Annotated in this window: 19 protein-coding genes and 1 riboswitch; of the genes, 7 read left to right on the forward strand and 12 right to left on the reverse strand. The window is 60.5% G+C overall.

Features of this window, described 5'->3' with window-relative positions; translation table 11 throughout:
- Positions 1 to 46: 46 nt before the first annotated feature.
- From HKD28_RS03210 to HKD28_RS03220, 3 genes are read left to right on the forward strand one after another with little or no spacing between them, the layout of a single operon-like run.
- A complete protein-coding gene (locus tag HKD28_RS03210) occupies positions 47 to 598 on the forward strand; it encodes a hypothetical protein (RefSeq protein WP_194266859.1) in 552 nt (183 codons plus the stop codon).
- Positions 598 to 1,722, forward strand: a complete 1,125-nt coding sequence (locus HKD28_RS03215; RefSeq protein ID WP_194266860.1) for a sensor histidine kinase — start codon at positions 598 to 600, stop codon at positions 1,720 to 1,722. The genes HKD28_RS03210 and HKD28_RS03215 overlap by 1 nt, the downstream gene beginning before the upstream one ends.
- On the forward strand, positions 1,719 to 2,324 hold the full coding sequence (locus tag HKD28_RS03220) for a response regulator transcription factor (RefSeq protein ID WP_062028613.1): 606 nt from the start codon (positions 1,719 to 1,721) through the stop codon (positions 2,322 to 2,324). Before HKD28_RS03215 ends, HKD28_RS03220 begins: the two co-directional genes overlap by 4 nt.
- A gap of 14 nt (positions 2,325 to 2,338) precedes the next feature.
- On the opposite strand, the gene HKD28_RS03225 is transcribed toward HKD28_RS03220, so the two are convergent.
- The 6 genes from HKD28_RS03225 to rpe form a co-directional block, all read right to left on the reverse strand.
- The gene (locus HKD28_RS03225) at positions 2,339 to 2,926 is read right to left on the reverse strand and encodes a LutC/YkgG family protein (protein WP_194266861.1); all 588 of its coding nucleotides are present in this window, start codon (positions 2,924 to 2,926) and stop codon (positions 2,339 to 2,341) included.
- Positions 2,923 to 4,458: a lactate utilization protein B gene (locus HKD28_RS03230; RefSeq protein WP_194266862.1), complete on the reverse strand. Its 1,536-nt coding sequence runs from the start codon at positions 4,456 to 4,458 to the stop codon at positions 2,923 to 2,925. Before HKD28_RS03230 ends, HKD28_RS03225 begins: the two co-directional genes overlap by 4 nt.
- Positions 4,455 to 5,198, reverse strand: a complete 744-nt coding sequence (locus HKD28_RS03235) for a (Fe-S)-binding protein (protein WP_099285848.1) — start codon at positions 5,196 to 5,198, stop codon at positions 4,455 to 4,457. The genes HKD28_RS03230 and HKD28_RS03235 overlap by 4 nt, the downstream gene beginning before the upstream one ends.
- A gap of 200 nt (positions 5,199 to 5,398) precedes the next feature.
- Positions 5,399 to 6,544, reverse strand: coding sequence for a glycosyltransferase family 4 protein (locus HKD28_RS03240; protein ID WP_194266863.1), 1,146 nt, complete (start codon positions 6,542 to 6,544; stop codon positions 5,399 to 5,401).
- A gap of 25 nt (positions 6,545 to 6,569) precedes the next feature.
- Positions 6,570 to 8,225: a heparinase II/III family protein gene (locus HKD28_RS03245; protein WP_194266864.1), complete on the reverse strand. Its 1,656-nt coding sequence runs from the start codon at positions 8,223 to 8,225 to the stop codon at positions 6,570 to 6,572.
- On the reverse strand, positions 8,222 to 8,899 hold the full coding sequence (gene rpe, locus HKD28_RS03250) for a ribulose-phosphate 3-epimerase (protein WP_194261272.1): 678 nt from the start codon (positions 8,897 to 8,899) through the stop codon (positions 8,222 to 8,224). Before rpe ends, HKD28_RS03245 begins: the two co-directional genes overlap by 4 nt.
- Before the next feature lie 156 nt (positions 8,900 to 9,055).
- Here rpe and HKD28_RS03255 point away from each other — a divergent pair, with 156 nt between their 5' ends.
- Complete coding sequence (locus HKD28_RS03255; RefSeq protein ID WP_194266865.1) at positions 9,056 to 10,315, forward strand: AGE family epimerase/isomerase; 1,260 nt, start codon at positions 9,056 to 9,058, stop codon at positions 10,313 to 10,315.
- Position 10,316: 1 nt separating this feature from the next.
- On the opposite strand, the gene HKD28_RS03260 is transcribed toward HKD28_RS03255, so the two are convergent.
- From HKD28_RS03260 to HKD28_RS03270, 3 genes are all read right to left on the reverse strand, one after another.
- On the reverse strand, positions 10,317 to 10,892 hold the full coding sequence (locus HKD28_RS03260; protein WP_194261270.1) for a YdcF family protein: 576 nt from the start codon (positions 10,890 to 10,892) through the stop codon (positions 10,317 to 10,319).
- The gene (locus tag HKD28_RS03265) at positions 10,892 to 12,130 is read right to left on the reverse strand and encodes an MFS transporter (RefSeq protein WP_194261269.1); all 1,239 of its coding nucleotides are present in this window, start codon (positions 12,128 to 12,130) and stop codon (positions 10,892 to 10,894) included. Before HKD28_RS03265 ends, HKD28_RS03260 begins: the two co-directional genes overlap by 1 nt.
- Before the next feature lie 127 nt (positions 12,131 to 12,257).
- Positions 12,258 to 13,685, reverse strand: a complete 1,428-nt coding sequence (locus HKD28_RS03270; protein ID WP_194266866.1) for a methyl-accepting chemotaxis protein — start codon at positions 13,683 to 13,685, stop codon at positions 12,258 to 12,260.
- Between the two features lie 186 nt (positions 13,686 to 13,871).
- Positions 13,872 to 14,001, forward strand: a riboswitch (TPP riboswitch).
- A 92-nt stretch (positions 14,002 to 14,093) separates the two neighbouring features.
- Between HKD28_RS03270 and HKD28_RS03275 the strand changes: the two genes are divergently transcribed.
- Genes HKD28_RS03275 through pnuC form a run of 3 tightly spaced genes read left to right on the forward strand, consistent with a single transcriptional unit; the run spans position 14,094 to position 18,249 of the window.
- Positions 14,094 to 16,520, forward strand: coding sequence for a TonB-dependent receptor (locus HKD28_RS03275; protein WP_235993277.1), 2,427 nt, complete (start codon positions 14,094 to 14,096; stop codon positions 16,518 to 16,520).
- Positions 16,521 to 16,522: 2 nt separating this feature from the next.
- Positions 16,523 to 17,677, forward strand: a complete 1,155-nt coding sequence (locus HKD28_RS03280; protein ID WP_194266867.1) for a phosphotransferase enzyme family protein — start codon at positions 16,523 to 16,525, stop codon at positions 17,675 to 17,677.
- The gene (pnuC, locus tag HKD28_RS03285; RefSeq protein ID WP_194266868.1) at positions 17,668 to 18,249 is read left to right on the forward strand and encodes a nicotinamide riboside transporter PnuC; all 582 of its coding nucleotides are present in this window, start codon (positions 17,668 to 17,670) and stop codon (positions 18,247 to 18,249) included. Before HKD28_RS03280 ends, pnuC begins: the two co-directional genes overlap by 10 nt.
- A 50-nt stretch (positions 18,250 to 18,299) precedes the next feature.
- Here the strand turns inward: pnuC and HKD28_RS03290 are convergent, their stop codons facing one another.
- From HKD28_RS03290 to HKD28_RS03300, 3 genes are read right to left on the reverse strand one after another with little or no spacing between them, the layout of a single operon-like run.
- Positions 18,300 to 18,647 (reverse strand): hypothetical protein, encoded by a 348-nt coding sequence (locus HKD28_RS03290; RefSeq protein ID WP_099285649.1) that lies wholly within the window; start codon positions 18,645 to 18,647, stop codon positions 18,300 to 18,302.
- Between the two features lie 12 nt (positions 18,648 to 18,659).
- Entirely contained in the window at positions 18,660 to 20,126 is a 1,467-nt protein-coding gene (locus HKD28_RS03295) for an efflux transporter outer membrane subunit (protein WP_194266869.1), read from the reverse strand.
- Positions 20,123 to 23,299, reverse strand: a complete 3,177-nt coding sequence (locus HKD28_RS03300) for an efflux RND transporter permease subunit (RefSeq protein ID WP_283092413.1) — start codon at positions 23,297 to 23,299, stop codon at positions 20,123 to 20,125. The genes HKD28_RS03295 and HKD28_RS03300 overlap by 4 nt, the downstream gene beginning before the upstream one ends.
- Between the last annotated feature and the right edge of the window lie 4 nt (positions 23,300 to 23,303).

Raw genomic sequence — 23,303 nt, forward strand, 5'->3', positions numbered from 1 at the left:
ACGGGCATCCTCGCCGCAGGTTGCCCCCAACGGAGACGCAGCGCGGATGATGACGGAACGCAAAAACTGGCGTGGCCTGCTGACTGACTGCGCAGGTCTGGCCTTCGCAGCCGTCTGGGCCACACGCGGCGCACAGGCGGGCAAACTGCCTACAGCCTTGACCGCCGCACTCATCGCCATCCCGACGCTTCTTCTGGTCCTCGGTTTCGCCCGCCGCGACCTCATCCTCCGACGCCCCGAAATCTCCGTTGACCCGAAACTGACGCGCCGTATCAAAATCCTGCGTTTCGTAGGGATTTTCGCCGCCGCATCATGGACCCATTCCCATCATCGGCTGGACCTGTTCTATCCGGTGCTCGGGGCCATCATTGGCCTGTCCTACGTCCCGCTGGGCCGCGCCCTGCAAGAACCGGTGCATGTGTTCATGGGCGGCGCCATCGTCCTGATTTCGGGCCTTTCCATGCTTCTGCCCGAACCGCACCATCTGGAAGTCGCAGGTTTCGGAACGGCCCTCGCCATCTGGGTTGGCAGCGCGATACGACTATGGCGGTCCGGCCTGTTCCTGCCTGCCGAACCGGCCTCCATCACCCTCACCTGATGGCCGCAGATTCCCTCTCCCGCCATCTGGCGGATCGCAAAACGCCCTGGCCGCACTTCAACCATTATCTGGTGGCCTATCTGAGCTACCTGCTGTTCTATCCGATTCCGTGGCTGCTGGGCTATCACCGCCCCACGCTGCCGGGCGTCCTGTTTTCGGCAGCGGCCATGCTGCTGTTTCTGCTGGTCTATTTCGCGCCCTACCGCAAAGATCGCTATTACGGCTATGGCGAAATCATCCTCACCGATCTGATCGGCCATGCCTGTGCCTGGACGCACGGCGACTGGGAAGTCTACTGCATTTTCGCTGCTGGAATGTGTGCACGCCTGCCCGAAAGGCGACAGTCCATCACGATGGTCATCCTGTTGCAGGTCGTGCTCATCATTTCCGGCCATTTCCGACACAAAACCACGCTTGAAGTCATTCCCGGCGCCTTTTTCAGCATCATCACCTATATGGGCACGCTCGTGCAGTGGCAGCTCGGTATCCGCAATTTCGAACTGCGCGAAGCCCAGAACGAGATCCGTGCGCTCGCCACCACCGCCGAGCGCGAACGCATCGCCCGGGACCTGCATGATCTTCTGGGTCATTCCCTGACCGTCATTTCGGTCAAGGCCGAACTTTCTGAACGCCTGTTCACAGCCGATCCGCCCCGTGCCCGACAGGAAATCAACGAAATCAGCCAGATCGCCCGCACGTCCCTGCGCGAAGTCCGCGAAGCTGTGTCCGGCATGAATGGGGCGTCCCTCCTGCGCGAACTGGAGCGTGCCCGCAAAGCCCTGCACACGACAGGCATCACGCTCGTTCTCGAGGGCCGCGAGCCTCCTGCCGACGCCCCACCAAACAGCGTGCTCGCCCTCGCCCTGCGCGAAGCCGTTACGAACGTGATCCGCCATTCCGATGCCCGAACCTGCACTCTGACCTTCCTGTACGACGCCAGCGGGCACATCCACACCTTCACCCTCGAAGACGACGGCCCGCTTCAAGCCGCGCAACCCGCCCGGACCATCGTTGAAGGCAACGGTCTGCGCGGCATGCGCGCCAGATTGGCCGCCTCGGGCGGCACCCTGACCATCTCTCCCCGCCCCCGGGGTTTCACACTGACTGCGACGACCCTGCCATGATCCGCCTCATCCTTGCCGAAGACCAGACCATGCTCCTCGATGCCTTCGAGGCCCTGCTCCATCTTGAAGACGATATCCAGATCGTCGGACGCGCCACGGACGGGCGCGAAGCTCTGGACCTGATCCGCGAGCACCGGCCGGATGTGGTCCTGACCGACATCGAAATGCCCCATGTTACGGGTATCGAACTTGCCGAGAAAATCCTTCAGGAAAATCTCCCCAGCCGCGTCATGATCGTGACAACCTTTGGACGCTCCGGCTATCTGCGCCGCGCGCTCCAGGCGGGAGTGCGCGGCTACATGCTCAAGGACGCCCCCATCACGCAGCTTGCCGCCGCCATCCGCAAAGTCGCCGCCGGGGGACGAGCCATCGCCCCCGATCTGGCCGAAGCCGTCTGGGACGCCCTGCCTGATCCCCTTTCCGAACGCGAGCGCACCATGCTCCGCCTGGCCGAAGCCGGGCGTACGAACCGCGAAATTGCGGAAGAACTGTCCTTGTCCTCAGGAACAGTCCGCAATTATTTCTCGGAAATCGTACAGAAGCTGGACGCCCGGAACCGCATAGAAGCCGGCCGCATCGCCCGCGCGAACGGTTGGCTGTAAGCAGCCCGCCATTGTCAGGGCTGAAGCAGAACGCTCAGAGACCGCACGCCCTGAGCACCATGCACCAGAACCCCTTCAATATCCGCCGTTGCTGACGGACCGCTCTGGAACACGGCATAATGCGCCTGCAACCATTCCGGACGCTGATAGGCATTGTGCAGGTTGTAAACGATCTGGGCGGGGTCCAGCAGAACGATCAGATGCTGCGGCAGAAAGCCCGTCGTGTTCACATGAAGCTGCTTTTCCGTAAAACATAGCGACCCGGTCTCCGCCACACCGAACGCAGCACGCAGAACGGCGTATTCGACCGGCGCGATATCCGTGGGCTTCGTCTGGGGCGTGATTTTCATATCCCCCTCAAACTCCGGCACGCAGGACACGACAGGCCCCGGCTTGACGATGGCCTGCCGCACGGGCGCCATCGGGTCAGGCACATCGGGGATCAGTATTTTCCCGCCCATGCGTTCCAGAGACTTCTGGAACAGAACCTTCAGATCGGCTGGGGCTGCCTGATCGAACAGCGGCACGGCAGGACGGGGATGCTCGCCCTGAATATGATTGTGCCGGATTGCGCCCAGAATGGCGTCGCGTGAGCCGCTCATGAGTTTTCTCCCTCGCTCTGCGACTTTTCCTGCGACTTCCGGTTCTTGCGGTACCACTCATTGAACGTCTGCTTGGGCGTTTCGGGAATGTCGCGCTTGCGGCCCCAAGTATTGAGCTTGTTGTACAGCATGAAATGCGGCAGGTGCCGCAGCGCGCTCCGTCCCAGAGGCAGGCTCGCGCGATAGACCACAGGCGATGCCAGAACCTCGCCCGCCGCCTTCATCATGACCTTCTTGACCGGAGAGATTTCCCCATCGCCCGCCAGCGTCTTGCGCCAGTCCGCAATCTGTTCGTGAATATTGATCTTCACCGGACAGACATTGGTGCAGCTCCCGTTCATCGTCGATGAGTACGGTAGGTTGCGGTATTTATGGACGTTGAAGGTCGGGTCGATAATCAGCCCGATCGGCCCGGCGTAAGTCGCGCCATAACTCAGACCACCGCTGCGCCGGAAAACCGGGCAGGTGTTCATGCAGGCGCCACAGCGGATGCATTTCAGCCCCGGCCAGAACTTTTCCATTCCCAGACGCTCGGAACGCCCATTATCCACGAGCACGACATGCATCTCGCCACCCTCACGCGGGCCGCGGAAATGCGACGTATACTGCGTGATCGGGGACCCCAGCGCGCTCCGCGACAGCAGCCGGATAAAGACCGGCAACTCGTTCAGGCCGGGAATGAGCTTCTCGATCCCGATGGACGCGATATGCAGCGGCGGCGTATTGGCGGACAGATCCGCGTTGCCCTCATTCGTGCAGACAACGAACGTCCCCGTTTCCGCCACCACGAAATTACCGCCCGTCATCCCTGCCTGCGCCGAGAGGATCAGCGGGCGCGTAGCTTCGCGCTGACATTCCGTCAAGTAATGTGCATCGGCATTGTCAGGGTCAGAGCCGATCGTTTTGGCAAAAACGCTGGCGACATCGGTGCGCAGCTTGTGCACGGCCGGAACCACGACATGGCTGGGGGCTTCATCATCCAACTGCTGGATGCGTTCGCCAAGATCCGTTTCAATCACCTCGACATGATTGTGGGCCATGAACTCCCGGAAGCCACATTCTTCCGTCAGCATGGACTTGCTCTTGATCAGCCGCTCGACGCCCCTGCTCCGCAGGATTTCCAGAACAATGGCGTTATGCTCGGCCCCGTCCTTCGCCCAGTGAACCTTGATCCCGTTGGCCGTCGCATTTTTCTCAAACAGTTCGAGATAGTAATCGAGCTTCGAAAGCGTGTGTTCCTTGATGCCTGAGGCGAGGTTCCGCAGTTCTTCCCACTCCTCGATCCCATGCATTTCCTTGTCGCGCTTCTGGCGCAGATCCCACAGGCGCGCGTCATGCATGGCTTCATGTTCGGTCGCGGCCATGAAGCGGTTCGCAGCTTCGGACTGGTCAACAGGCCGGTTGCCACGGATTTTCGCCCCCCTGGGCTGAGGCTCCGCAATCCGGGATTTCAGAGGCCGGGAGGACGCGGCACCGTGATCGAGCTGTTCGCCATGCGGGTCCGTCAGCTCTTCATGCAGTTCGGCGGTCATGCGCGTGCTCCGTTCAGGATCTGGGCGATGTGGATATATTTGAGGTTGGCGCCCATCCGCCGCGCGCAGCCTTCCTGATGCATCATGCAGGAACTGTCGGATGACGTGACATATTCCGCCCCGGATTTGAGCTGGTCTGTGACCTTATCCTGCCCCATTTTGGCAGAAACACCTTCCTCGAACACCGAGAACGTCCCGCCAAAGCCGCAGCATTCATCAGGCCGTGTCAGATCGGCGAATTCAATGCCCTTGACCATCCCCAGCAGCGCCTTCGGCTTGGAAAACGGCTCTTCCCGACGTTCGCTCATGCTGGCAATCCGCAGATTCCGCAGCGTGTTGCAATTGTTGTGCAAGGCAACACGATGCGGAAACTCGGCCCAGGGGAACGCATCGACCTTGAGAACGTCGTGCAGGAACTCGACCAGTTCATAGGTGCGGCTGCGAACATGCTTGACGGCATCGGTCTGTTCGATGGCCGTCATGTTGTTGCGCACCTGATTGGTGCAGCTTCCGGACGGCGTAACGATGTAGTCGTATTTCCCGAAATTGCGGACGAACAGTTCTTCCGTCTTGGCGGCCTCGCGCTCGCAGCCGGTATTGGTCATGGGCTGGCCGCAGCATGTCTGATCGACAGGATATTCAACGGACAGTCCGAAACGTTCCAGCAGTTCCAGCGTCGCAATTCCTGTCTCGGGATGAAACATGTCCACATAACAGGGAACAAACAGACCGACCTTCATGGGAATACCTTTGCCTTCAATCAACGCGTGTGATCACAGTCTCATGAAAACAACATAAAAACAAAAGACAAGTTTACGGGAGAATCGAAGTCATCATAACCGGAGTATTTTAGTACTGATAGTAATACCAATATCTGATCGTGATTTGAAAAGATGATTTTCAAGTATTCATCAAAGCAGACTGAAAAAACGAAATACTCTCAGTCTCTCTGACCGCCGACAGCATGCTCAGAGGCAACCTTTTCCATCAGAGCCACGACATGCCGGAGAATACGACGCTCGTCATAAGTCTCCAGCGCCAGCCGTCTTGCGGCATTACCCATGGACTCTCTCAACGCCGCGTCCTGCACCAGAAGACGCAGGGCGCGGGCAAGCGGAGCAGAAAGCCCCGGCGGCACCAGAAATCCGGTTGTTCCATCCACGACCTGCTCTCTGGGTCCGCGAACATCCGTCGCCACGACCGGTAGCCCTGTCAGCATCGCCTCGATGACAGACATGGGCAAACCTTCAAAATGGCTGGGCAGCGCGAAAATATCCGCCGCCATCAGAAGCTCGGCCACATCCTCCCGATATCCAAGCATCCGCAGACGCGGCCCCAGACGCTCCCCTGCACGTTCGAACGGTGCCGTCAGATCCGCCCCGTGATCCGAAGGCAGGCGCTCGCCAACGACCCAGAGTTCGGCATCGGGAACATCTTCCATCGCCCGCAGCAACTCGGGATGCCCCTTGTGCCGCACCAGACGCGACACCACGATAACCACCGGTCGATCCTGCGGAACCCTAAGTTCCTCGCGTATCTTGGCCCGGACGGCCGGATCGGGATGAAAGCGTTCCGGGTCCCGGCCGTTGCCGATGGCAATAGGGTTGCGGTTCAGATGCAGCCGACGCGCATCCCGCGCTTCCTCGCGCGAAACGGTCATATACAGATCCGTCATGCGACCCGCTGCCCATTCCAGTATCAGGGACAGCATCCGACGGCGCCATGATCCCGGCTGGTTGAACAGAAAGCCGTGGCAGGTATAGGCCACGATCCGTACTCCACAGAGTCGGCCGGCAAACCGTGCCAGAATACCGCTAATGGGCATATGGCCATGCACCAGATCCGGCTTTTCACGCCGGATCAGGCGCAATAACGCAAGAAAAGCGCGATACTGGGCAACCGGCGACAGCGATCGCGCCATCGGAACGCCATGCACCGTAAAGCCCTCGGCCCGCACAGCCTGAAGATGGGCCCCTTCGGCACAGGCCCCCTGAACATCATGCCCGGCCTCGCGCAGTTCTCGCATCAGCGGCAGTAGAAACTGCCTGAGCGCAAAATCCACATTCGTAATTTCGAGGATCTTCACGCCGAAACCCTGAACACGAGACGGCCTATTCCGGAATGCGTTCGAGAAGCCATGTCACGCTCTGATGAGTCCGTTTGACCGGCTTCTGCACTGCGGGTTTTTCAGGCTCGGGCGCGCTGTCGCCCTCAGGCGGGGCCGCAACCTCGGCAACCGGCTGCGGCGTGATGATGATCTGGCGGCAGATTTCGCGTTTTCCACGCCCTAGATACACGTCGTTTTCCAGACGTACGACACCGTCTCGCTGCCTGAAACGCCAGATCGTCCCGCCGACCTGAAGGATGATATCCTCGTCATCCTGCGTCACCGTCACATCCGGGTGGATGTGAAAACGGATGGCGAAATCGATATTACGCTCGCCGTCGATCAGTTCCTGCCCGCGCAGGTCCTCACCATCAGCACCGAAATACAGACGCCGCGTCCATTTCGCGCCCAGAGGCGCGTGATAGCCGTCATGCGACATATCCAACCAGTGGGCGGTCCCATCGGTCTGATGGTCGCAGGAGACAGTGACCGGACGGCGCGTCATGCCGCCATCAGGTCCGAAATCCGCCGACGACAGACCATCCGCGACGAGAACCGTATGGGCCGCACTGCTCCGCATGGCTTCACGCCACGCCCCGATCACGGCACTGCCGCAATTGACGAACAGACGGTGCCGCTGATGCGAGAATTCAAAAGACAGCGTTCCAGCGTGAGCGGTTGTATCGAACCCTGCCTGGGCGGGCGGTCCGCTATCGACAATCAGCAGCGATTTCCCGAGCGCCAGCCGCGTGAAGCGACCCTGCGGCATGGCAGGCGCGATCAGCTTCTGGCGCGATCCCTGCGCGAGAACATCCTCCACCGCCGCGCTGTGCCGTTCGTTCGCCCCATTAAAGACCGCAAGCCCTCCATCCCCGTGCCGCATGGCCCGCAGAACAGGACAGACCTTGTCCAAGGCACGGTCGATGAACGGCGGCACACTCGCATGGGCCGTGCGAAACATGACGGACATTTCCGCCAACTCACGCGCCACCAGAAACTGCGCCTCAGGACTACGCTCAATCACGGTCCCATCCGCGAGAACAAGGCGCTCCAACTCCGCCGGAAGATAGCGCAGAAAGCGCGACATGAATCCGGTCTGCTCCGGCATTGCCATCGCAGCAGCCAAAAGCCCACGGAAGGCCATCAACCCCCGCGCACCCTGCGGCGGCAGCGGCAGAAGGGCCGCAATGGTGCGCCCCTCCACCAGCATCCGCTCCATCAGACGCTGCTGAAGTCGCGGATCAGCGGATGCCAGACAGAACTCATGGTTCGACAGCCACGACGCCAGACGCGATCCCGTCACACAGGCATCACGGACCAGAGGATCTGTCGGCGGGTGCGCCAGCCAGTCACTAACGAGTCCGCGCGCAGTCAGGCGTGCCCTGTCGCTCCCGAGCGTCCTCAGGTCCCGCAGCCAGCCGAACCCATGCAGCCATTCCCGCGCTGGTTCGGGCCAGGGGCCCCGCTCCCAGTTGCCGCTGGGCAGGACATAATCGTGCCGGTCGAAACGGAACTTCCCGCCAATCAGGCGCGCCCCCTGCTCCGCATCCCCTTTCCAGGGATCACGGAACACATGCACCGGCCCTTCGGGGGCAGGCGCGCCAAACGGCAGACGGGCAAGAGAGAGACGCAGACCGCGAAGCCAGGGACTGCCTGTCATCCGGGCGTCTGTTCCACGAACGGTCCTTCAAGCGCCCGGATCGCCGCGTCCCGGTCTTCTTTTCCAAAAATCGCCGATCCTGCGACGAGCATGGTCGCACCGGCTTCGACAACGCGCGGCGCCGTCTGCGGGTCGATGCCGCCATCCACGGCAAGAATGATCTCACGACCGCTCTTGCGGATCATCTCCGCCAGCGTTCTGATTTTGGCAAGCTGGCTATCGAGGAAGCTCTGTCCGCCAAAACCCGGATTGACGGTCATGACGAGGATAATGTCCACCAGATCCATAACTTCCGACAACGCCACGGCAGGCGTCGCCGGACAGATCGCCACACCCGGACGACAGCCTAACGCGCGGATGGTCTGAAGCGAGCGGTGCAGATGGGGCGCGTTCTCGACATGGACCGTAATATGGTCGGCACCGGCTTTTGCCGTCGCTTCCAGATATGGATCGACCGGATCAATCATCAGATGCACGTCGAATTTCGCATCCGTATGCTTGCGCAATGCCGCAATCACCGGAGGGCCGAACGAGATGTTCGGCACGAAATGCCCGTCCATCACATCGAGATGGAGCCACGGCGCACGCGCAATGGAGGCAATCTCTTCCCCGAGGCGGGAAAAGTCAGCAGCCAGAAGGCTGGGGGCGACAATGATCGAAGAACGCTCAGTCATACACTCATGTATCGGCAAAGCCATCGCGCGACGCAAGCCACATCCGCATCGATGCGCATCTTCGTGAGGTTCATGTCTGCGTGTTCGCCACTTTGGAACCCCGGCCCGTCTGAAACGTCCTGATGCCCAAATCCGCCGATCTGCCCGGAGTGCCCCATGACCGATCGCCTTTCGCCTACCCTGCTCAGCCGCGACAGCTGGATCCGCCGCCCCTCGCACCGGGCCTGGCTGGAAATGCAGGGCCGTCGCCTTCTGGACTTCAGCAAAGGTGGATGCGTGGACGGAGGCTTCGCGGGACTGGATCTGGAAGGCACCCTCCCCGAAAATGCCAAACCCGAAGCCACCCTGACCGCACGCTGCGTCCATGCCTATGCCCTGGCCGAACTTCAGGGCCTGCCCGGAAGCGCACCGCTGGTCACACACGGCATTCACGCCCTGCGCACGCATTTCCGCGATGACGCCCATGGCGGCTGGCAGCATTTCGCGGACAAGGACAATGACCGCAAACAGGCTTACCTCCATGCGTTCGTTGCCCTTGCCGCCTCTTCCGCCGTCCTGATCGGAGCGGAAGGCGCAGGCGAACTGCTCAAAGACGCCATCCATCAGATCGACACCCATTTCTGGAGCGAGGACGAAGGCGTCATGCGCGAGAGCTTCGCGCCAGACTGGTCGGACGAGGAAAATTATCGAGGTGCAAACAGCAACATGCACTCCACCGAAGCCTTCATGGCCTTGGCGGACGTCACCGGAGACGTGAAATGGCTGCATCGCGCCCGGCGCATCGTCACCCGCTTCGTGCACGAACTGGCCGCCGGGCAGGGTTTCGCCATGCCGGAGCATTTCGATCGCGACTGGACCCTCATGCGCGATTATCACAGCAACAAACCCAATGACGACCTGCGCCCCTATGGCATGACGCCGGGGCATTTCGTGGAATGGGCGCATCTGACCTTAAAGCTCGAAGCCGCCCTGCTCCGTCATGGGCTGGAGGCCCCGGACTGGATGCTGCATGACGCGCAGGCGCTATTCGAAACGGGCATGAAAACCGGATGGAACGCCGATGGCCGGCCAGGAATGCTCTACACGATCAACTGGGAGCACGCCCCCCACAACCGCAGCCGCATCCACTGGGCTCAGGCCGAAGCGCTGACAGCCGCCATCAACCTCTACAAGCGGACCGGAAACCCCCATTACGAGCACTGGTACCGCACGATCTGGGACTATATCGACACAACCCTGATCGACCGGGATTTCGGAAGCTGGTTCAACGAAGTCAGCCCCGAAGGCGAACCCACCGAAACGATCTACAAGGGCAAGGGCGACCTGTATCACGCTTATCAGTCCACACTGGCCCCCATGATGCCTCTGGCACCTTCTCTCGCCACAGCCATCGAACAGATCGGCGTTCCCTACTGAGTCAGCCGGGCGGCGCTTTCGTCAGCACATAAACCGGAAGCGCCACGGAATCCCGAAACAGATACCAAAGCTCCGCCAGCCGGAACCGTGACGGGGCTGCCCCCGACACCGGCGACACGCCTGCCCGGCCCAGCGCCCATTCTGCCCGCAGAATGTGAAACCACTGCGTGACCACGACCGCCCTCTGTGGATGCAGGCGCGCGACATGCAGGGCCGTCAGCCAGGTATTGTTCCCGTGCGAATCCACAATGATGGCGGCTTCCGGCACACCCCGCACCATCAACCAGTCCGCCATGATCCGGGCTTCGTCGCGACGATTGCCGCTCTCGATCGCACCACTCACCATGACAGTCCGCACAAGCCCAGCACGCCAGAGCCGCAGTCCTTCCTGCAACCGTTCCTGCAACGCTGGGCGGGGCTTGCCTTTCGCAGTCACCGCCGTCCCGAAAATAACCGCCATTTCAGACTGCTTCGGCACGGCTGAAAGCCCCCGAAACGCCACGAAGCCCATCCAGAGCAGAAACAGACCCGGGAGAACCGCACCAAACGTCAACCCGCTTACAACCCAGCGCCTCATCAGGACACCGTTTCCTTATCCGTCTGCGTACGGTGCAGATAAAGCAGCGCCACCCCTGCCGCCAGAATCCCCGACAAAGACCCCACACCCAGCGCCCAGCGCGGCCCCAGCGAATTGGCCACCATCCCCACCAGCGGCGCGCCCAGCGGTGAGGAGCCCGCAAAGACTGCAAAACGGATCGACACCACGCGTCCGCGCATGCCCGGATCGGTCGCAAGCTGCATGTAGCTGTTACTCACCGCCGTAAATGTCAGAGTCGACATCCCCGCCATGACCAGCGTGACCGCAAACGCCCAGTATCCCGGCGCAAGCGCCCCCAGCAGACAGGCCAGACTGAACACAATCGCCCCCTGCGGCAGCGCCGAGAACTTCATGGTTTTACGGCTGGCAGCGAACAGCGCGCCCGTAATCGTCCCCACCGCCATGGCTGAATTAAGCACCCCGTAACCATGCGCCCCGACGTGAAAGACACTGACAGCCATGGTCGAAATATAAATCGGGAAATTCAGTCCGAAGGCACCGAGCAGAAACAGCATGAACAGGATGGTCCGCAAATCATCGCGCTTCCAGACATACCGCACCCCCGACAGCAGATCCTGCTTTTCCTGATGCGCGCTTTCCGGCTTTCGGGCCGAAAGACGGTGCAGATCCTGCGTCCGCAGAGACAGGAGCGACATCAGCACGCCATAGAACGAAAACCCGTTCAGGATGAAGGACCATCCCGAACCGAGTTCCGCAATACAGAATCCGGCGACCGCAGGTCCGATCATGCGGCCTGCATTGTAAGACACGGAATTGAGCGCCACCGCATTCGGCAAGTCTTCCTCGCCCACGAGTTCACCGGCAAAAATCTGCCGGACCGGACTGTCAAACGCCGCCACACAACCGCTCAGAAAGGCGAACAGATCCACCTCCCACAACCGGACCATCCCCGTCACCACCAAAGCCCCGAGCGCGATGGCCAGTGTACCGAGAGCAGCCTGTGTCAGAAGCAGGAAGCGATGTTTCTCCACCCTGTCGGCGATTTTTCCGGTCCAGAAAATCAGCAGAAGGGGCGGCGCAAGCTGAAGCGCCGTGACAATCCCGACTGCCGTTGCGTCATGCCGTGTCAGTTCCGTCAGGACCAGCCAGTCCTGCGTCGTCATCTGCATCCAGGTTCCGATATTCGAAACCAGTGCCCCCATGGCCCAGACGCGGTAATTCCGCCGCCCCAGAGATCGGAAGGCCCCGCCCATCATGGGCAGGCCCCGTCATTCAGCGCAGAAAGAAAGAGCGGACTGACAACCATGGGCGTCAGTGTCGGGAATATCGGCTCCGATGTCGAGACATGTCAGGAAAATGCGTCTTTCACTTTCCTGAAAAGCCTCAGAAACCCGCCGGAGCCAGTTCACGGGGTATGGACCCCGGTCTCCTGCTTGCAGATTGTGACGGGCTGAAACGGAATTTGGACAGTTCGGCGAAAAGATCCTTCGCCTCGTTGCTTAGATTCCGGCAGGCCACATTGACCTCTTCCACCATCGCGGCATTGCGCTGGGTCATCTGGTCCATTTCGTTGATGGCCTTGTTGATCGTCTCAAGACTCTCGGCCTCACCCGTCGTGGAGCGGGAAATGTCTTCAAGCAGCAACGTGATGCCGTCCACATGCTCACTGATAACCTTCATCGAGCGGTCCGCATCCCCGACAAGCTGGACACCCTCTTCCACCTGTCGGCCCGAAGACGTAATGATGTTGCGGATATCCTGCGCCGATTTTGCGGAGCGCTGCGCAAGCGCCCGGATTTCCTTGGCCACAACGTCAAAACCCTGACCGGCCTCTCCCGCGCGGGCTGCTTCGATCCCGGCATTCAGCGACAGAAGATTGGTCTGGAACGCGATTTCCTCAATCAGGCCCAGAATGCTCTCGACCTGTCGTGACGACGTCCGGATTTCGCCCATGGCCCGGTTGGCCGAATGCATGATCTCCGAAACCACGACGGTCTGCCCCCGCGTTTCAAGAGCCGTTTCACGCGCCCTCACCGCAGAACGCGCCGTTTTGCCGACCGTCTGGGTGATGCTGTTAATGGAGGCGGCAGACTGGGCCAGAGTGATGGCCTGACGTTCCGTCCTTCCGCTCAGTTCCGTTGAAGCGGAGGCGATTTCGGCGGTTCCGTTAGCGATGACGGAAGTCGCATCGGAAATCTTGGCGATCGCCGTCCGATAGATCTGGATGAGCGTGTTGAAATTCTGCCGGAATTCCTCGAACCGGTCCTGAAAACCGTCGCCGAACATGAAGGTCAGATCCCCTTCCTTCACAATCTCTAGCCCCGCACAGATGGTTCCGATCGTCTCATCCTGCACACGGCGAATCCGCTCGCTGCGGCCGGACAGTTCCTTCTGGATCTGCGCCGCATCGCGCGCTTCTTCCGCCGAATTTTCCTGAAGGGCCAACTGCTTCTGACTGTTCTCCCGGAACAACTGGAGAGAGCGTGCCAGCCGCCCCGCACAGTCACGATGATGAAGGCACGGAATGGTGATGTTGAGAGCGCCACTCGCAACCTTCTCCGTCGCAGCGGTAATCTGCTCGAAAGGCACGGCAATCACATGAATGGCGAACCGGGCGATCAGAAGTGTCAGTCCAACCTGAAACAGCAGCCCCATGCACTGCGACAGCATCTGTTCATGCTGGTAATGAACAAACAGACGATCGCAAAGCTGTTCGACAGCAAACTGTACTACGGCGATCAGAACAAGAAGCGCAAACAGCACCTTGATTTTCTGGCGAACGTAAGCGGTTTTTTCAATCCAGTTTAACATGATCGCCTTTATTGACCTCAGGTCTCACGCCCCGTTCAGGCACTGGCGTGATTTTTTTGAAAACTATACATGTCGTTATTAATAAAGAATGAAGAATACTCTCGAAATTGTTTGCAACACTTCCCCTGCACGGCCCGGACAGAATCTGCTCATATTGACAATTTTCCGTCTCCGGAGGATTTCTGAGGTTTCACCGTGGGGAGCCCCGACAAGGGGCTGAGATTCTGCTGGCATGACGCTTGTCCGTCATAGGACGCAGTGACCCATTGAACCTGATCCAGTTCACACTGGCGGAGGGATGGTGGTCGCTGCCTGCCGGACGCATTTTCATGATCCCGCCAGCCAGCAGCTTGAACCCTTCCTGCCAGCGCTGAACACCCATTGCTTGCAGGCGAGGCGTTTTCCATCATGGCCCACGGACACCCCGGAGACTCTGCTGCGTCCCGCCTGCGGTATCATGGCATCCTGCCCGCCCTGATCGGCACCACGGTCTGCCTGTCCGTCGCCCACGCGGCCGATACGAGCAAACCGCCAACGCATCACACAGCACCCGCCCCTTCAGCCGCGACTGCACCGCGCCCGGCACCAGCCGAACATATTGTCGTTCACCGGCTTGCGGACAGCGCCCCCGGAAACCAGCCGGGAGGCGGCCTGATCCACCCACAGGACGGTGTGAAATCCGTCAGTACGGTCAGTCAGGATTTCATTTCCAAACAGGCCCCGATGGCAACGGCCTTTCAGCTCGCATCCATGCTGCCCGGCGCCAATGTATCCTCGTCCGATCCGATGGGATTTTCCCCCAATACCGATATCACCGTCCGAGGGCTCGATAACAGCGCCATCGGTTATGTGCTCGAAGGCATGCCGCTGAACGATGTCGCCGCGTATTCCGGCACGCCCAGCCAATTCGCGGACAGTGAGAACTATCAGGAAATCGCCCTGTCGCAGGGCTCGGCCGATCTGGACAGCCCGGTCCTGAACGCCGCCGGGGGTTTAATGAACCTGACCTTCCGCGACCCGGCCAAAAAAGCGGGTGGCGACGCCAGCGTGTCTTACGGATCCTACAACACCAACCGCGAATTCATCCGCCTCGACACCGGCGACATCGCCCATACCGGCATCCGTGGCTTCGTCTCCTACTCCCACGGCGCGACCGACAACTGGCGCGGGCCCGGACGCGACGAAAAGCAGCATGTCGATTTCAATTTTCTCAAGGAATGGGGACAAGGCAACCGCGCCAGCCTTATCGGCACTTTCAACACAACCATCACAAGCTGGTATCCCGAACCCACGATGGACACATGGAAATCGGACGGGATCAAAGGCCAGAACAACCTGCTGGCCCATTATGACAGCAGCAATCCGGAAAACGGCGCGAATTACTGGCGTCTGTGGCGGGACGGAGAGCGCACGCTTTATGGCGGCGCGCCGGTTCATCTGACGCTGACTGACCATCTGACGCTGGACGCCACACCCTACGCGCAGCTTGCATATGGTAACTGGCCGGGCGGAAGCACCCTGTCCGAAACCGGGCTTTACCAAGGCACACAGGCCCTGTCCGACACGCTGAACCTTCCCGGCGCGCAGGACGGCGTGGGCGTCGTCCGCGCGGATTACACCCAGCGCAGCTACCGCTCGGGCTTTACCAGCGCGCTGCATTACAAAACCGGCTGGAACGATTTCGTCCTCGGGTACTGGTACGATTACGGTGACGACAACGAGCAGCAGCCCTTCACGGCGGTCCAGACCAACGGCTATGCGCCGGACATCTGGGCGCAAAACGGCCGCGACGTGATCCGCCTGTCCAACGGCGAACGCCTTCTGGGCGGCAGCTTTCACACCATTTCACAGACCAACGCGCTGTTCATCGGCGACCACATGTCTCTGCTGCATGACCATCTGGCCATAGACCTCGGGTTCAAGGCCGTCATGATGAGCCGCGATGGCACGAACAGCATGCCGGGCCCGCAATACCATGTCGGCTCCAACAGCATGGAGCCCCTGCCCCGCCTTGGCGTCCGCTGGCGCATTGACGCGGAAAACCAGATCTTCTTCAACGCCACAACCAATTTCCGCGCCCCGGATCAGAGCGCGCTGTACAACACCTATGACCCCTCTTCGGGCGAAATGTACGGAACCGGATCGGCTGACGTCCGGAACGAATATTCCATTTCCGAAGAACTGGGATACCGCCGCACGGGGCGCTGGATCATCGGCAGCCTGACGCTGTTCAACTACAACTTCACCAACCGCCAGGTTTCCACTCAGGCTGTCCAGAACGGCTCCGTCGTCAGTACGACGATGAACGCGGGTGGCCAGACCTCACGCGGCGTGGACGTGGAAATCGGCCTGCGCCCCTGGCATCATTTCAGCCCCTATGTCTCGGGCGAGTACCTGCATGCCACGATCGACAACGACCTAATGTCGGGCGGCGACCTGCTGCGCACCCGTGGCCGCATCGCCGTGCGCAGCCCGACGCTTCAGGCCGCGGCCGGGCTGAGCTACGATGACGGGCATATCTTCGGCGTCGCCACCGTGCATTACACCGGCCACCAGTACGCGACCTTCATGAACGACGAGCGCGTTTCGGATCACACGACCGGCGATCTCGCCATCGGCTACCGCTTTTCGGACCATATCCATCTGCATCAACCGACCCTGCGGATGAACTTCATCAATATCACGAACGAACACTACCTTTCCGGCGTGGCGAGCCCGACCATGAATGCGAAAGACACAACCGGCGTGTATGGCACTACCATCGCCGGAAGTGCCCCGAGCTACTTTATCGGAGGCGGGTTTGCAGCCCTGTTCACCGCTTCGACGGGGTTCTGAGCATGATGGGGGCTTCCGGACAGTTCGGCGTCAATGGCCCCGAAAGCAGACGGGACTGGCCCGCCTTGTCGGACGCCGAGGCCCGCGATGTCCTGTCCCGTTTTCCACTTCTTTCCCCCGCGCGGCAAGTCGTATGGCACGGACGACGCCCCTTTTCCTCCACCGGCGTTGTTTTGCTGGAGGATGGAAGCCGCGTTTTCCTCAAACGCCACGACCATTGCCTGCGCGATGCGACAGCCCTTGCGGAAGAACACCGCTTCATCACACATCTGGCTGAACAGGGGGTTCCTGTCGGCCACACATGGCGCACCAAAAGCGGGGATGCCGCGCTCGATCTCAACGGATCGGCCTACGAAGTCTTTTCCATTATGCCCGGCCATGATCTGTACGAGACCGTGCAATCCTGGGAAGCGTTCCACAACGCCCAACATGCTTTCTCCGGCGGCCAGCGTCTTGGCCAGCTTCACGCGGCGTCCAGAAGCTTCGACGCCCCTGCGCGCCCTTCCCGCCGCCCGCTCCTCTCCACCTTCGAGGTCATCACATCTTCCGACCTGATGACCGGGCTGGAACGCTGGCTCCCACATCAGGCCGGGCTTGCCAAAGCCCTGACACATCACCGCTGGCGCGACGATCTTCCGCAGGCCCTCCTGCCCTTTCATGCACGACTGAAGCCATATCTCGACACAATCCAGCCCCGCTGGGGTCATGGCGACTGGCACCCCTCAAACCTGTTTTGGACCGGCACCGGACCGGAAGCGCAGGTCTGCGGCATTCTTGATTTCGGCATGTCGGACCGCACCTGTGCCGCTTACGATCTCGCTGTCGCCATTGAACGCACCGCTATCGCATGGCTGAACCCCGAAAACGACTGCCCTGTCAGTCTCGACTGCCTCGAAGCCTTCTTGTCAGGCTATCGGACACACTATGCCCTTTCGAGCGAAGAACGCCGTCTGGTACCGCTTTTCCTGCCGCTCGTTCACGTCGAATATGCCCTGTCCGAAGTCGCGTATTACGAAACACTCGTTCATGACAGAGCCGGGGTAAAAGCCGCCTATACGGACTATCTTCTGGGCCATACCCACTGGTTTTCGTCTCCCACAGGACAGCAATTCCTGCACAAGCTGACGCATCTTCTCCAGACGGCGCCATGTCCCTGATCGAAATTCTGGGGGCCGTCCTCAGCGCACTTGCCGTCTGGCTGACATCGCGGCGCAGCATGATCTGCTGGCCCGTGTCTCTGGCCGCAGCAGGGCTGTATTCCTGGATTTTCCTTCAGGCCCGACTTTACGCCGATGCCGGGCTTCAGATCGCATTCTGTCTGTATGTCATCTACGGCTGGCAGCACTGGCGCCAGATGGCGAAACCGGATGGCCGCATCCACGTCCGTCGTCCGACACGCCCCACGCTTCTGAAAGGGCTACTCTGCGGTGCGGCGGGAAGTGCTGTCTGGGCGTTCGTCCTTGCCCGCTTCACCAACGATCCCACGCCCATCACGGACGCCACCCTCACAGCCTACAGCATTCTCGCCCAGTACTGGGACACCATGCGCTATCGTGAAACCTGGCTGTTATGGATCGTGGTAGACAGCGCCTATGTCGCCCTGTTCATCAGCCGCGGCCTTTATCCGACAGCCCTGCTCTATGCCGGTTTTGTCGTGCTGGCAGCAAACGGGTACCGACTCTGGAAACCCGAAATTTCTGCCGGGGCGGCATCCGGTCCGCAACCCTGAATAAAAAAACCGCTCTGACAGGTCAGAGCGGCTTTGTATCAAGACAGCATTCAGTCGACCGGTTCATCCTCCGGCAGAGGCTGGATCTGACGCAGCTTGCCGTAGCGATCGTAATAAAAGACCGACGTTCCCCGCCGTTCGGCATAACCGTCCGGCTGACCGTCCTTCGTCTGGAACAGCAGCCGGAAGGCATCCGGCTGCTCGATCACCTTGTCCCCCGGCGGGCGATACCGATACCGGCTGAAATCGGCATGGCTCTTGGGCAGCGACGAGTTGTGATACAGGTCGTGCATGCTCGGCTTTTTAGGACCGTCATCCGCATCCTGCGCCACGGCCGTACCAAGGGCCGCGCCTGACACGGCAAGAACGGCCAGTACTGGGACAATCAACCTGCGCATGATGCTCTCCGGTCAGTGCGTTTGTGCGGGCACCTTAGGCGAAACCGTCTTCTGGCTCCACCCACCACCGAGCGCGCGATACAATGTCACAATATTCTGGAACCGCGCGGCCTTGACCATGATGTCGTTCTGCTGCGCCTGATAGAGGGTGCGCTGCTGCGTTAGGGTCGTCAGATAGCTGTCGATGCCTGCCTTGTAGCGCATGTTGGCCAGATCGAACGCCTGCTGCGACTGCGCCACCAATTCGTCCATGTGGTGCTGCTGGGTCGTATAGGTTTCCCGTGCCGTCAACGCATCCGAAACTTCCCGGAACGCCGACTGTACGGTTTTTTCATACTGCGCTGCATTCTGACGGGACTGCGCCTTGGCCATCATCAGGTTCCCTTCGCTCTGCCCCCAGGTCAGCAGCGGAATGCTGATGGACGGGGAGATGCTCCAGGTTTCGGCACCCGGCGTGAACAGCTTGCGGAACTGCAGCGAACTGGTGCCTTCCGAAGCCGTCAGCGTAAAGCGGGGGAAGAACGCCGCACGCGCTGCACCCACATTGGCATTGGCCCCGAGCAGGGTATGCTCCGCCGCACGGACGTCTGGCCGCTGCTCCAGCAAATCCGAAGGCAGACCCTCCGGCAGATCCGTGATCATGGTCTGCGATCCGAAAGGCGCCGGTTCCGGCAAAGTCGAAGGCAGCGGCGAGCCGACGAGAAGCTGAAGCGCATGCTCGTCATCCGCCAGAGCGCGCGTATATTGCGCCTCGTAGGCGGACGCCTGCTCGACCTGTGTCTTGACCTGCGCCAGCGTCAGCGCATCCGTTTCGCCATTGTCATAGGAAAGCTGTGTCAGCCGCAGCGTATCGCGCTCGGACGCCAGCGTGGCGCGCGTCACCCGGAGCTGCTCACGGTCAGCCAGCCACTGGATGTAGGTCGTCCCGATCTGCGAGACCGTCGTGATGAGAACGTTCCGCGCGTTCTCGACGTTGTTCAGCACCGTTTCCTTTTGCTGACGCGTCAGGTTGCGGATGCGGCCCCACAGATCAATTTCGTAAGACGAAAATCCGATCGACGTCTGATACAAACGCAGGGTCGAGATATGCTCACCAACTCCAGGCGCAAACGAGAAACCTGCCGTATCGGATGGCGCCATGAACATCCCCTGCCCGCCGGCCGAGATGATCGGAAACAGCGAGGCATTCTGGATCTCGTACTGACCGCGCGCAACGCCCACAGCATCAAGCTGCGCTGCGATGTCGCGGTTGTTTTTCAGAGCCAGCGCCACGAGCGCCTTCAACCGCGGGTCGGTGAAGAAATCCTCCCACCCGAGATTGGACGCAGCCTGAGCCGCAGGCGTGTTCTTTGATGCCGTATCTGCAGGGTAGCTGTTCTGGATGGCCTGCGTGGGCCGGTGGTAAACCGGCGCCATGTTACAGGCCGAGAGCATCAGCATCCCGGCAAATCCGGAAGTCAGTCCGAGACGGGCCTTCATGCGCCGTGCTCCCCTTCAGCGACAGATGCCGCCTTGTTGTCCAGATGGGCGTACGGGTCTTTCCGGTCCCTGATCCGGCTGACCCGGAACAGACGCAGCACCACCACGAAGAAGACCGGGACGAAATAGACCGCCAGCAGCGTTGCCGAGAGCATGCCACCCACGACACAGGTGCCGATCGCCACACGCGCCGCCGATCCAGCCCCGGTCGCGATCGCCAGCGGAAACACACCGCAGACAAAGGCGATCGACGTCATGAGGATCGGACGCAGACGCTCGCGTCCGGCTTCCAGAACCGAATCTTCCAGACTTTCGCCACTTTCAAAGAAGGCTTTGGCGAATTCCACGATCAGGATCGCGTTCTTCACCGACAGACCCACCGTCGTGAGCAGTCCGACCTGAAAATAGACGTCGTTGGCCAATCCGCGTCCCAGCGTCGATGCGATGGCACCCAGCACGCCGAGCGGGAGCACGAGCAGCACCGCGAACGGAATGGCCCAGCTCTCATAAAGCGCCGCCAGACAGAACATGATGACCACAACGGCCAGAGCATAGAGCGGCCCGGTCGATCCACCCGAAGCAAGCTGTTCGAACGACAGACCCGTCCACTCATAACCAATGCCGCGCGGCAGCTTGGCCAGAAGCTTCTCCATTTCCGTCATGGCCTGCCCCGAGCTTGCGCCCACGGCCGGCTGACCCTGGATTTCGTAGGAGTTCAGACCATTATAGTCCTCGACCTTCTGCGGCCCGTTGACCCAGTGCCCGGAGGCAAAGGCATTAAACGGCACCATCGTCCCCATCGCATTGCGGACATACCAGCGGTTCAGATCCTCCGGCGTCATACGCGCCCAGGCTTCACCCTGGATATAGACCTGCTTGACGCGGTCATTCCGCATGAACTGGTTGACGTAGATGGAGCCCAGCGCCCCTTCGATCGTCGTGTTGATATCCGCATTCGTCAGACCAAAAGCATTGGCGCGCTCACGGTCGATATCGAGCTTGAACTGCGGCGCATCGTCCATACCCAGAGGGCGGACAGCCATCAGAAGCGGATTTTTCGCCGCTTCGCTCAGGATCTGGTTTCGCGCGGCCAGCAGCGCTTCATGGCCCAGATGTCCGGTATCTTCCAGCTCCAGATCGAAGCCGGTCGCATTGCCAAGTTCCATCACGGCAGGCGGATTGACGGCGAAGATCTGCGCTTCCGGGTCCATCCAGAAATGCATCATGATCTCACGCGACACGGTCATGGTCGTGTGTGCAGAGCCCGGACGCTGGTCCCACGGCTTCATACGGATGAAGAACGCACCCGCACTCTGCCCCTGCCCCGCGAAGCTGAAGCCCGTCATGGTGAAGACGGATTCAACATACGGACCGTAGGTCTTGAGAACGTAGTCGGTAATCTTGCGGTTGACGGCCGCCGTCTGTGCTTCGGTCGCTCCGTTGCGCATTGTGACCTGCCCGAAGATGATCCCCTGATCCTCGTCCGGCAGGAACCCACCCGGCACGCGCATGAACAGGAACCCGACAAGCGCCGTCAGAAGAACGAACCCGATCATACTGACCACCGGCACGCGGATCAGCCATTTCACGCCGCCGATATAACCGTTCGTCATACGATCGAACGTCCGGTTGAACCAAGCTGCGGGCCCACGATCATGCCCCTTGTGGGTCGGCTTGAGCATGGATGCACAGAGGGCCGGCGTCATGACCATCGCCACCAGAACCGACAGCCACATGGCCGCGACGATCGTGATGGAGAACTGGCGATAGATCACACCCGTTGAACCACCAAAAGCCGCCATCGGAAGGAACACCGCCGTCAGCACCAGCACGATGCCCACAAGCGCGCCCGAAATCTCGTCCATGGAGACGCGGGCCGCTTCCTTGGGTGACAACCCCTTGTCCGTCATCACACGTTCGACGTTCTCGACCACCACGATCGCGTCATCGACCAGCAGACCGACCGCCAGCACCATGGCCAGCATGGTCAGCGTGTTGATGCTGTAGCCCACAATGGACATCAGCCCGAACGTTCCCAGAAGAACGACCGGCACGGCAATGGTCGGGATCAGCGTGGCGCGGAAGTTCTGAAGGAAGATCAGCATCACGATGAAGACGAGGACGATCGCCTCGATCAGCGTCTCGACCACTTCATGGATAGAGAGCGTGATGAACGGTTCGGTATCCAGCGGATAGACGAGTTTCAGACCCTGCGGGAAATAGCGGCTCAGCTCACCCAGACGCGCCCGAACGGCAGCCTCGGTCTTGAGCTGGTTCGCCCCTGGTGCCAGCTTGAGCGCCATCGCGGCGGCCGGATGGTTGTTGTAAGACGATCCCAGAGCATAGCTCTGCGCCCCAAGCTCGACCCGCGCCACGTCCTTCAGACGCACCTGACTGCCATCCTGCTGCACCTTGAGCAGGATTTCCTTGAACTGGTCAGGCGTGCTCAGACGGGTCGGACCAATGATCGTGGCATCGAACCCGATGCCCTTCTTGGCCGGAAGACCGCCAAGTTCACCCGAAGAAACCTGGATGTTCTGCGCCTGAATAGCGGACTGGACATCGCCGACCGTCAGGCCGAAATTGTAGAGCTTCGACGGGTCCAGCCAGACGCGCATCGCATATTCGGAACCAAACAGCGTATGATCGCCCACCCCCGAAACACGCGACAGCGGATCGGAAATATTGGACGCGACATAATCCGAGATGTCCTGCCCGGACATGCTGCCATCTTCGGAAATGAAGGCCACGACCATCATGAAGTTCTTGGTCGCCTTCGTGATGCTCAGACCCTGCGCCGTGACTTCCGCCGGCAGACGCGGCTGGGCCAGCTGGAGCTTGTTCTGAACCTGAACCTGCGCGATGTCAGGGTTCGTCCCCTGCTCGAACGTCAGGTCAATCTCCATCTGTCCGCTCGCATAAGACGAAGCCGACAGGTATTCGAGATGATCCAGACCATACATCTGCTGAAGGATCGGGCGGACAACCGTGTTGTTCACCGTCTCGGCAGATGCACCCGGATACATGACCGAAATGGCAATCTGGGGCGGCGCAATGTTCGGATACTGCGCAATCGGCATGCGCGTGATCGCGACACCACCGACGAGCATGATGATCAGACCGATCACCCACGCAAAGATGGGCCGGTCAATAAAGAAGCGGGACAATGACATGCGG

The sequence above is a fragment of the Gluconobacter cadivus genome (assembly GCF_015244745.1).
Lineage (GTDB): Bacteria > Pseudomonadota > Alphaproteobacteria > Acetobacterales > Acetobacteraceae > Gluconobacter > Gluconobacter cadivus.

Bases quoted from the DNA above. Each gene is read 5' to 3' on its own strand.
- HKD28_RS03210 (WP_194266859.1), top strand. From the start codon at position 47: ATGATGACGGAACGCAAAAACTGGCGTGGCCTGCTGACTGACTGCGCA.
- HKD28_RS03215 (WP_194266860.1), top strand. From the start codon at position 598: ATGGCCGCAGATTCCCTCTCCCGCCATCTGGCGGATCGCAAAACGCCC.
- HKD28_RS03220 (WP_062028613.1), top strand. From the start codon at position 1,719: ATGATCCGCCTCATCCTTGCCGAAGACCAGACCATGCTCCTCGATGCC.
- HKD28_RS03225 (WP_194266861.1), bottom strand. From the start codon at position 2,926: ATGAGCGGCTCACGCGACGCCATTCTGGGCGCAATCCGGCACAATCAT.
- HKD28_RS03230 (WP_194266862.1), bottom strand. From the start codon at position 4,458: ATGACCGCCGAACTGCATGAAGAGCTGACGGACCCGCATGGCGAACAG.
- HKD28_RS03235 (WP_099285848.1), bottom strand. From the start codon at position 5,198: ATGAAGGTCGGTCTGTTTGTTCCCTGTTATGTGGACATGTTTCATCCC.
- HKD28_RS03245 (WP_194266864.1), bottom strand. From the start codon at position 8,225: ATGACAGGCAGTCCCTGGCTTCGCGGTCTGCGTCTCTCTCTTGCCCGT.
- rpe (WP_194261272.1), bottom strand. From the start codon at position 8,899: ATGACTGAGCGTTCTTCGATCATTGTCGCCCCCAGCCTTCTGGCTGCT.
- HKD28_RS03255 (WP_194266865.1), top strand. From the start codon at position 9,056: ATGACCGATCGCCTTTCGCCTACCCTGCTCAGCCGCGACAGCTGGATC.
- HKD28_RS03260 (WP_194261270.1), bottom strand. From the start codon at position 10,892: ATGAGGCGCTGGGTTGTAAGCGGGTTGACGTTTGGTGCGGTTCTCCCG.
- HKD28_RS03265 (WP_194261269.1), bottom strand. From the start codon at position 12,130: ATGATGGGCGGGGCCTTCCGATCTCTGGGGCGGCGGAATTACCGCGTC.
- HKD28_RS03270 (WP_194266866.1), bottom strand. From the start codon at position 13,685: ATGTTAAACTGGATTGAAAAAACCGCTTACGTTCGCCAGAAAATCAAG.
- HKD28_RS03275 (WP_235993277.1), top strand. From the start codon at position 14,094: ATGGCCCACGGACACCCCGGAGACTCTGCTGCGTCCCGCCTGCGGTAT.
- HKD28_RS03280 (WP_194266867.1), top strand. From the start codon at position 16,523: ATGATGGGGGCTTCCGGACAGTTCGGCGTCAATGGCCCCGAAAGCAGA.
- pnuC (WP_194266868.1), top strand. From the start codon at position 17,668: ATGTCCCTGATCGAAATTCTGGGGGCCGTCCTCAGCGCACTTGCCGTC.
- HKD28_RS03290 (WP_099285649.1), bottom strand. From the start codon at position 18,647: ATGCGCAGGTTGATTGTCCCAGTACTGGCCGTTCTTGCCGTGTCAGGC.
- HKD28_RS03295 (WP_194266869.1), bottom strand. From the start codon at position 20,126: ATGAAGGCCCGTCTCGGACTGACTTCCGGATTTGCCGGGATGCTGATG.
- HKD28_RS03300 (WP_283092413.1), bottom strand. From the start codon at position 23,299: ATGTCATTGTCCCGCTTCTTTATTGACCGGCCCATCTTTGCGTGGGTG.